This window comes from Coprobacter sp. (assembly GCF_982436375.1).
Map to the genome: position 1 here is coordinate 1 of NZ_CEWDCG010000135.1, position 8,571 is coordinate 8,571.

An 8,571-nucleotide genomic window follows, 5' to 3' on the forward strand; every position below is an offset into this window, starting at 1 on the left:
ATATTGTAACGCCTCTTTTTTCAAAAAAGGGGCGATTTGTTTATAAATCTCATCCGGAAGATAATCTTTTATCGTACAATCAACCGTCAATACATCATTATCCGGAGAAAAACGATATTCGGCAAGCATCATATCTACCATTCCCAAAGCCTCATCTCTGCCGGAAACTTCTTGAGCGACAAAAAAATCGGCATTGACAGGAAGCTGTAGAAAATCTTTCGTGTCGAGAAGCTGCCACTGTTCATCATAAAAGCTTATCCGACTATCGCATGCGGGAGCGCACACCGTACGAACTACGGCAATAATATCCGCCGTATCTTTAGACAAAACACATATCTCCATTTTAGAGACATCAGAAAGAGATACAGACATATATTTATCCGACATCGCCGTGATCTCGGAATTTCCGCCCAAAGCATTCGTAATGCCGCCTTTCTGTCCGTGTTGAAAAAAATCTATCATATCCTTACGGCGGTTCGGCTCTATCTGAAGCAACAATTCTTCCGGCATAGAGACAAAATAAGCGGCGATTTGTTGGGCTTTCAGCCCCGATATACATAATAGAAAACAAAAAGCAAGAATAACTCTGTTCATAACATCTTTCTTTGAAAAACAAAGGTAAACAATAAAAACGAGAAGACGGTAAAAACGGAAAAAGAATAAAGACATAACTCTTGTTCAAATCTTGTCCGACAGCCATCTGCCGTGATCGAAAACGAGTAACAAGATGTTTACCGGCTTCCCAAATAGAGAAAATACATACCGATCAATACCAATATCAAATCGATAGCTTTATCCTTGATATTCTTCTCCCGGAAAAAGAATACGCCGAAGACAAAACTGACTACGACTCCGCTACGTCTCGCCATAGAGACTATAGAAATCATGGAATCAGGAAAACTCAGCGCATAGAAATAAACAAAATCTGCAACAACAAGAAACAGGGAAATAAGAAAAATACTGTTCCGCCACCGAAACGGCGTAGTCTTTTTTCGATGAGGATACCACAAGAACAGTAAAATAAAAAACATGATCACCATTTGATAATAGGTGTACCACACTTGAACAGTCATACGGTCAAAACCGTTTGACATCAGATATTTATCATACAGCCCGCTCATCGATCCCGTTATAGTCGCCAGAACAATAAACCATATCCAACGATTATGAACAAAGCTGATTCCTTCTTTTTTCCCGGCAGACGACAACATAAAGAAAGAGATGATGGCGATCGTAACCCCGATCCACTGATACAAATTCAACCGTTCTCCAAAAACCAATAAAGCGCCCAACAATGTAAGAACCGGCTGGGATGCTTTGATCGTTGCTGCAATCGTAATAGGCAAATGCTTCATCGCATAATATGCAAAAATCCACGAAGCCAATACGATTACGGCTTTTAATATTATAAAAAGATGCGTTTCAAAAGAAACTTTGGGAACATATACAAGGGTATCCTGCATCATTTCCGGACAGAAACGAGATAATAAAATAACAGGAAGAAACAACAAACTACAAAATACCGTATTCAGAAAAAGTACGGGAATCACAGCGTTTCCTTCCAACGCCATCTTTTTAAAAACTTCATACATCCCCAAAAGGGTTGCCGAAATAAAAGCAAATGTAAGCCACATATCGATTAATCATTCAAAAGCATAACGTCTCTGCGATCACAAATTTTCTCAAAAAACATTCTCGAAAGAAAATCACAAACCTGACCCGAACAAGACTTAAACAGGCGCTAAAATTGCACATCGAATATTTCTTCAGGATATTCTATATTCACAAGAAAGAGAGCATTCCCGGGAGCTGAAGTTCCGGCTTTGCAACGATTCTTATCTTCTATAACCCGACAAAAATCCCCGACCGAAAGTCGCCCTCTTCCCACATCATAAAGAGTGCCGACAATCGCTCTCACCATATTTCGTAAAAAACGGTCTGCCTTAATTTCAAACACCCACAAATCGTTTTCTTTTTTCCAACAAGCCTTCATAATACGGCAATTATTGGTCTTCACATCGGTATGCAACTTACTGAAACTTGTAAAATCGGTATAACGGAACAAACAAGAGGCTGCCTCATTCATCTTTTCGAAGTCGAGATTTCCATGATAACGCCAAGCATACATCCCGAAAAACGGATCTTTACGGTCGATCAGATAATAACGGTAAGTGCGGGACAAGGCATCGAACCGACTATGAGCATCCGCCCGTACCGGAACGATTTTATAGACAGAAATATCAGAAGGCAATACCCGGTTCAACTTCTCTATTAACCCTTGAAGATCCTGAAGCACATCTTCCGTATCAAAATGTGCGACCATCAAACGGGCATGTACTCCGGCATCCGTTCTTCCCGCCCCGACAATCGGAGTCTCTCTCCGTAATAATAAAGTCAAAGCTTCCTCTATACGCACCTGTACTGTCACACCATTAGGTTGTACCTGCCAACCGTGATATCGAGTACCGTTATAAGCCAAATACAAAAAATAACGTTGCACTGTAACCTCTCCTTTGATCTGTACCGCTTTTTATCAATCTTTCTCAAGATAGGTATAGCCGTATAATCCCGATCTGTAATTCGATAAAAACTCACGTCCCTCCTCCGGTGTTATAATACCGGATTTCATAGAAGTCGTTACCCAAGTCTCTACACTCCGAACCATCTTTTTCGGATTAAACTGTACATAATCCAATACTTCTGCAACCGTCTCTCCGTCAATTACCTGTTCGATTTCATAATGATCTTTATACACGCTTACATGCACGGCATTCGTATCTCCGAACAGATTGTGCAGGTCTCCCAGAATTTCTTGATAAGCCCCGACAAGAAACACTCCTATATAATAGGGATCTTTAGTAAGGCTATGTACCGGAAGGTGATAATTAAAATTCCGGGTAGAAATAAAGTTATCGATTTTACCATCCGAGTCGCAAGTTATATCCTGTATGGTTGCGGTACGTTCAGGTTTCTCATCCAACCGGCTTATCGGCATTATCGGGAATATCTGGTCTATCGCCCAAGAATCAGGTAAAGACTGGAATAATGAGAAGTTACAGAAATACTTATCCGGCAACATTTTGGCAATCTTCTTCAATTCTTCAGGAGAATGCTTTATCTCATTAGCCATTTCATATACTTCGCGCGCTATCGACCAAAAAAGACGCTCCACTTGGGCACGGGTACGTAAATCGAGCATTCCGAGTCCGAACAAGTCGAGAGCTTCCTCTCGTATTTGCAGGGCATCATGCCAAGTTTCGATAAGGCGGGGTTGATTCATTGTATCCCACAATTTATACAATTCCTGAACCAATTCATGATCTTTTTCCGAAACAGACTCATCTTCTGACCACGAAGGTAAAGTCGTCGTTTCAAGAACTTCAAATATAAGGACAGAATGATGGGCGGTCAGGGAACGTCCCGACTCCGTAATAATATTAGGCTGAGGAATATCGTTCTTCACACAAGCATCCACTAATGCAGAAATAGAGTCATTCACATATTCCTGTATCGAATAGTTCATACTGCTCTCGCTCGAAGAAGAACGAGTCCCGTCATAATCGACTCCCAATCCGCCTCCGATATCGACAAAATCGATATTGAAGCCCATATTATGAAGCTGTACATAGAATTGAGAAGCCTCGCGTAGAGCATTTTTTATACGACGGATTTTGGTAACCTGACTACCTATATGAAAATGTATCAGATGCAAGCAATCTTGCATTTTATTCTTTTCCAGAATATCCAATGCTTCAAGCAATTCGCTGGAATTAAGTCCGAATTTACTGACATCACCTCCCGACTCTTCCCATTTGCCGCTGCCCGAACTCGCAAGTTTTATACGAATACCGATATTCGGACGTATCTTCAACCGTTTAGAAATAGAAGCGATTAATTTCAGCTCATTCAATTTTTCCACCACCAGAAAAATACGACGACCCATTTTTTGCGCCAACAAAGCCAACTCGATATAATTCTCATCCTTATAACCGTTACAGATTATCAGGGAATTTTCATCGATATTAATAGCCAAAACAGCATGCAATTCAGGCTTAGACCCCGCCTCAAGTCCGATATTGAATTTTTTACCGTGGCTAACGATCTCCTCCACTACCGGACGCATCTGATTTACTTTTATCGGATAAATGATAAAATTCTGTGCCGTGTAGCCATACTCCTCCGCAGCCTGCTCAAAACATTTTGAGATTTTTTCGATCCGGTTATCCAAAATATCCGGGAAACGTACCAGAACAGGTGATGTAACATCTCTTACCTGCAACTCATCCATTAACTCCTTCAGATCGACCGAAGCATTCCCCTCACGAGGTGTTACCGCTACATGACCTTTGTCATTAATAGAAAAATATTTCAGCCCCCATCCGTTAATATTATACAGCTCGGCCGAATCCTCAATACGCCATCTTCTCATTCTCTTTTAATCTGAAATGTTTTATAAATTAATAACGAACTTAATTACAGAAAATTAAACCATTAGACACTCTAAACGGTTTTTATAATTATCAAGTGGGCAAAAATACTTATAAAAAATGAAAGGGAAAAGAAGAAACCTAAATTTATCGGGCTCTATCATGATATTGCAGGCCAGAGTGCTTTCACATATTTTTTTAAGTTTCGGATGTTTCGGTTTGTAAGAATTTTAGTACCTTTGTGTAGTTTTTATTTATTAACGCAAATACATTAAAAAAATGGTTAGTTACAAAGATTTAGGCCTCGTAAACACCAGAGAGATGTTTGCTAAGGCTATTAAAGGTGGCTATGCGATTCCGGCTTTCAACTTCAATAATATGGAACAGTTGCAAGCTATTATCCAAGCTGCAGTAGAAACCAACTCTCCGGTTATTCTTCAAGTTTCAAAAGGAGCTCGTCAATATGCCAATCAGACGTTGCTTCGCTATATGGCCGAAGGCGCAGTTGAATACGCCAAAGAATTAGGTTGCAAAAATCCTCAGATTGTTCTTCATCTTGATCATGGAGATTCTTTTGAATTATGCAAATCCTGTATCGACATGGGATTCTCGTCTGTAATGATCGACGGATCTCACCTTCCTTACGACGAAAATGTAGCACTCACTAAGAAAGTAGTAGAATATGCTCATCAGTTCGATGTAACCGTAGAAGGAGAACTCGGTGTATTGGCCGGTGTCGAAGATGAAGTTTCTGCAGAACATCATACCTACACCAAACCCGAAGAAGTAGTAGATTTCGTTACCAAAACCGGATGCGACAGTTTGGCTATTTCTATCGGAACATCTCATGGTGCTAACAAATTCAAACCGGAACAATGTACCCGTAATGCTGACGGAATCCTCGTTCCTCCCCCCTTGCGCTTCGACGTATTGGAAGGTGTAGAAAAAGAACTTCCGGGATTCCCCATCGTTCTTCACGGTGCATCATCTGTACCTCAAGAAGAAGTCGCTACAATCAATAAATATGGAGGTGCTTTGAAAGATGCAATCGGAATTCCCGAAGAACAATTGCGTAAAGCAGCTAAATCGGCAGTTTGCAAAATCAACATCGACTCTGACAGCCGTTTGGCTATGACTGCTGCTGTTCGTGAAGTATTTGCTACAAAACCGGCAGAATTTGACCCTCGTAAATATTTAGGTCCGGCTCGCGACAACATGAAGAAACTGTATAAACACAAAATCGAAGATGTTTTGGGTAGCGCAGGAAAAGGTGGTTGTTGCTGTTAAGCAAAAATAGTAAATAAAGAAATAGCGGTGATAAAATCTTATCATCGCTATTTTTTTACAACTTCGAAAAACTTCACGCATCAGATAATCTCATTAGAAAATCAATTCTTAGTTCGCACTTGTTCATCAACATAAGACATCGGAGAAACACCAATCTCTCTCTTAAAAACCTTACTGAAATATTTTGCATCATTAAAACCGGTCATATCAGCTATTTCCGAAACAGTATATATATTTAATTTCAACAATTGTACCGCTCGTTTAATTCTCATCTCTTTTATGAAATTCGCCGGAGTCTTATCAAGCAAATCTTTCATACGGTTATACAAAATCGTACGACTCATCCCCATATAAGCAGCAAAATCATCAACAGACAATTCCGGCTTATCCATATTCGACTCTACAAACAATTTTGCCGCTTCCAAAAATTGCTCGTCAGGAGAAAAGTCCACTTTTGGCAATGAAGGAGATATATCTGGCAATGAATTCCTCGAAACAAAAGGTAGACGATTATAAAACAAGAAAATCGAAACAACGGCCAATAAGCCTATCACAATGAACCATACTACTCCTTTATAAAAGGAAGAGCGTACGTCAATTATAAACGCACGATCATTATTCATCCACATACCGTAACTATCCGTAGAACGGACCGTCAACACATGGCTGCCTTCTGACAAATTATCCAACTCTATAACTTTACCATAATCAAGATCTCGCCAAACGGTATCAGCATCCAAACGATAACTATAACGTATAGTTCCCGGCCGATAATCCAGAGCCACAGGACTTATCCGGACATGTTCTCCCAAACGAACGGTCAACAAACTATCTGTCGGGACAATCAAAGAGTCCTCGACCTGAATATATCTCCAATATAAAGGAGGAAGAAATTTTTCCGAAGATTCTAAACTCATTTCTATAAAACCGTCCGCCGTACCTAAGAAAAGCTTATTATCCTTCAGCATGGGAATACCTTCTGAGAAAGTGATATTTTTCCCGAAAAAATCTTGATTGAAAGTTTGTATGTTTCCATCTGTAAACAACCGCACCAGACTATTATCAGACACAAACCAAATATTTCCCGAAAGTTCTTCTGCAATGGATAATACGACATCATAAGAAACATTTCCTAATCTAACAGGAATAAGCTGCCAATGTCCGGATTCTGAACACAATCTGAAAATCCCCGCCCCAATCGTAGAAACATATATATCCCCTCTATTGGCCTTACGAACAAATGTAAAATCGGAGTTCCCGATTTTTTGCAACACCCTTCCTGAGCTGTCAACAAGATACAATCCATTAGTTGAGGCACAAATAAGACCCGCCTCAAAAGGCCCTATACACCTGATACGCTGTCCGGGAAGTCCGTTCTTTAATAAATTCACACTATTCCCCCTCACAGAGACAATAGAAAATCCATTACCAAACGTCCCGATCCACAATCTGTCCGAATCATCAAAAAACAAGGAATATATCCGATCATCAGCCAACCCATGAGACTTTTGCGTATAATGACTGACAGTATATTTTTTATCTCCCTCAGGGACAAGGCTATAAAGACCATCTCCTTTTGTCCCGATCCATATTCTTCCCGATCTATCCTCTTTTATCACATACGCATTAGCACCGAAATGGACAGGAACTTGCGTTACAGACCCATTTTTCGAAAGATACCCCTCAAAATCTCCCTCCTTACTATAAACATAAATATCTCCGCTTTTAGCACCGATCCACAATCGTCCGGATTTTGCACTACATGCAATCGCTCTGATCTCATCTCCAAAAAGTAAAGAATTCTCTGTTTTTATATGTGTCCGGTAAGTATAAAATTCCGGTGAAAACGATAATTTATATAAAACATCATCAAAATTGACCCAAAAATTACCCTGTCTATCAAAAAATGAGGCATGCAAAGTATTCTTCAACCGTTTATTACTCTTAACAGGAAGAAAATATCGCTCTCCAGAATCACGGTGGATAATAAGCAATCCGCCTTGCTCGACTTGCAATAAATAAGGATTAGGCGGATAAGAAATTAATTGCTCAGCTCCTGTACACTGCATAAATCTACAAGTAACTGGATCAAAAATATAAACGCTATCATTATAATTATGACAATAAATATGCCCGTCTTCTGTTTCTGCTATTCGAAGCAATCTTCCTATCGTCGAACCGTTCGGTAACATATTCCATGTTTCAAAACGAGAAGCATCATAGCGGCACAACCCATTCCATGTCGCCATCCAGATATATCCTTTAGAGTCCTGTATTATATTAGATATCACTCGATGAGATAATCCGTCGTCAACAGTATAAGAACTGATTTGCAATACCTTTTTCCCCTGAGATAAGCAAACCGGAATATTTATAATAGCCAATGATAAAATAAAGACTAAGAGTTTCATGGGAAATAGTAGTTTGAGACAAATATAAAAATTATTCTCAAGAATCAACACAAATCATACATCTAAGAACCTGTCTAAATTTTATATGGACATATTTTTTGAGAACTGTTTCGAGAATATTTTTTCTGCTAAGAAACGCAGCAACATGACTGCGAAGTAGGGAAATAGACCGAAAAACAATAGATAACTTGATAGTATTTTTCATTGAAAAATTTAGACTGGCCTTAAAATTCAAATATATTTTTCATAAAAATCAGAGTATAGCCCTTATTTTTGCAAAACAAATCTACCAACTTATGCACTTATTCTCACAAACCGATATTATTAAAGAGTTAAATAATCTCGGAAAATACAGAAAAGAATTTATATTTATCATCAATTATCAAGGAGACGAAGCCTACATTCTCGAACTATCCGATATTGATCCCGACTTAATTCTATATGAC

The 8,571-nt window shown here is 39.3% G+C and carries 6 protein-coding genes; 1 reads left to right on the top strand and 5 read right to left on the bottom strand.

Translation table 11 applies throughout. The features are described 5' to 3' along the window. The 4 genes from AC1WHX_RS08355 to speA form a co-directional block, all read right to left on the bottom strand. A partial coding sequence (locus AC1WHX_RS08355; RefSeq protein ID WP_481229138.1) for a DUF3256 family protein occupies positions 1-594 on the bottom strand: 594 nt, incomplete at its 3' end. A gap of 137 nt (positions 595-731) precedes the next feature. Further along, on the bottom strand, positions 732-1,634 hold the full coding sequence (locus tag AC1WHX_RS08360) for an EamA family transporter (RefSeq protein WP_022389508.1): 903 nt from the start codon (positions 1,632-1,634) through the stop codon (positions 732-734). A 107-nt stretch (positions 1,635-1,741) separates the two neighbouring features. Continuing rightward, positions 1,742-2,500 carry a tRNA pseudouridine(38-40) synthase TruA gene (gene truA / locus AC1WHX_RS08365; RefSeq protein WP_302544816.1) on the bottom strand — a complete coding sequence of 253 codons (759 nt, stop codon included), beginning with the start codon at positions 2,498-2,500 and terminating at the stop codon, positions 1,742-1,744. Between the two features lie 33 nt (positions 2,501-2,533). Next, positions 2,534-4,429: a biosynthetic arginine decarboxylase gene (gene speA, locus AC1WHX_RS08370; protein ID WP_022389510.1), complete on the bottom strand. Its 1,896-nt coding sequence runs from the start codon at positions 4,427-4,429 to the stop codon at positions 2,534-2,536. A gap of 277 nt (positions 4,430-4,706) precedes the next feature. On the opposite strand from speA, the gene AC1WHX_RS08375 reads away from it, so the two are divergent. Next, a complete protein-coding gene (locus AC1WHX_RS08375) occupies positions 4,707-5,714 on the top strand; it encodes a class II fructose-bisphosphate aldolase (protein ID WP_022600684.1) in 1,008 nt (335 codons plus the stop codon). Between the two features lie 101 nt (positions 5,715-5,815). On the opposite strand, the gene AC1WHX_RS08380 is transcribed toward AC1WHX_RS08375, so the two are convergent. Next, positions 5,816-8,125 (bottom strand): two-component regulator propeller domain-containing protein, encoded by a 2,310-nt coding sequence (locus AC1WHX_RS08380; RefSeq protein WP_122338451.1) that lies wholly within the window; start codon positions 8,123-8,125, stop codon positions 5,816-5,818. Positions 8,126-8,571: the final 446 nt, after the last annotated feature.